Origin of the sequence: Sulfurimonas sp. NWX79 (assembly GCF_039667035.1) — a bacterium.
GTDB classification, from domain to species: Bacteria; Campylobacterota; Campylobacteria; order Campylobacterales; family Sulfurimonadaceae; genus Sulfurimonas; species Sulfurimonas indica.
In genome coordinates this window covers 1-986 of record NZ_JALCZL010000059.1, presented here as the reverse complement: position 1 = coordinate 986, position 986 = coordinate 1, and the positions used below count along the sequence as shown (strand labels likewise).

Below are 986 nucleotides of genomic sequence, written 5' to 3'. Positions count from 1 at the left end.
GAGAGGGAAACGCCTGGTCCCCATTCCGAACCCAGAAGCTAAGCCTCTCATCGCTGATAATACTGCACCTTTCAGGTGTGGGAATGTAGGTCGCTGCCTAGTTCGGATCAATTATTTTCCCTTTTATTATTATTTTGATATACTTACCATATGAAAAAAGCATTTACATTATTAGAATTAGTTTTTGTTATCGTTGTAATAGGTATTTTAGCTGCTCTTATTTTGCCTCGAACAAAGACAAACCCAGTGCAAGAAGCGGCTGTTCAGGTACAGTCTCATATTCGCTATACACAGCATTTAGCAATGATTGATGACAAATATGACAGTAATGATGTAAATTGGTATAAAAAAAGGTGGCAAATATTGTTTAGTTCTAATGGATCATCAGACAACAAATGGGCATATACGATTTTTGCTGATACTATTGGCGGGAGTACCGGTAATCCAGATGAGGGAGAAATTGCAATTAATCCTTCTAACCCTAATGAAAGAATGACTGGAGGACAAACTAGTTCTGTTAATCTTGATATTAATAATGCAAACTTTGTTGGTATGAGAAAAATGAATTTAGGATTAACTTACTCTATTACAAATGTAACTTTCTCTTCTTCTTGTAGTACAGGTAGTAGTACAAGACTTTCTTTTGATCACTTAGGAAGACCTATAAAAAGTAATTTAAGTTCTAACACTGCTCCATACGATGGAAATGATTTATTACAAAGTGATTGTAATATTACCTTAACAGATGGAATTGAAACTGCAATCATACAAATTAGTCCAGAAACAGGTTATGCAAGATTAATTTTCTAAAACCGAAAACTTCAGACAAACTTCTTCAAATATTAAGCGATCTCTAAGTAATATCCTCCTATAATTCCCATCCACAAACGGAGACACTTCGAGTTGAAGAGTCAAGAGTCGAGAGATTCAGAAGTTTGAGATCATTGAAAACTAAGCAAGTAAGAGACTGAGAAATAACGAATCAG

Annotated in this window: 1 protein-coding gene and 1 rRNA gene; both read left to right on the top strand. The window is 34.9% G+C overall.

Going from position 1 to position 986, the window contains the following annotated elements; genetic code table 11:
• Positions 1-102, top strand: a 5S ribosomal RNA gene (rrf, locus tag MNY27_RS10890); the annotation flags it as partial.
• Between the two features lie 48 nt (positions 103-150).
• Positions 151-810, top strand: a complete 660-nt coding sequence (locus tag MNY27_RS10885; RefSeq protein WP_152184952.1) for a type II secretion system protein — start codon at positions 151-153, stop codon at positions 808-810.
• The last annotated feature ends 176 nt before the right edge of the window (positions 811-986 follow it).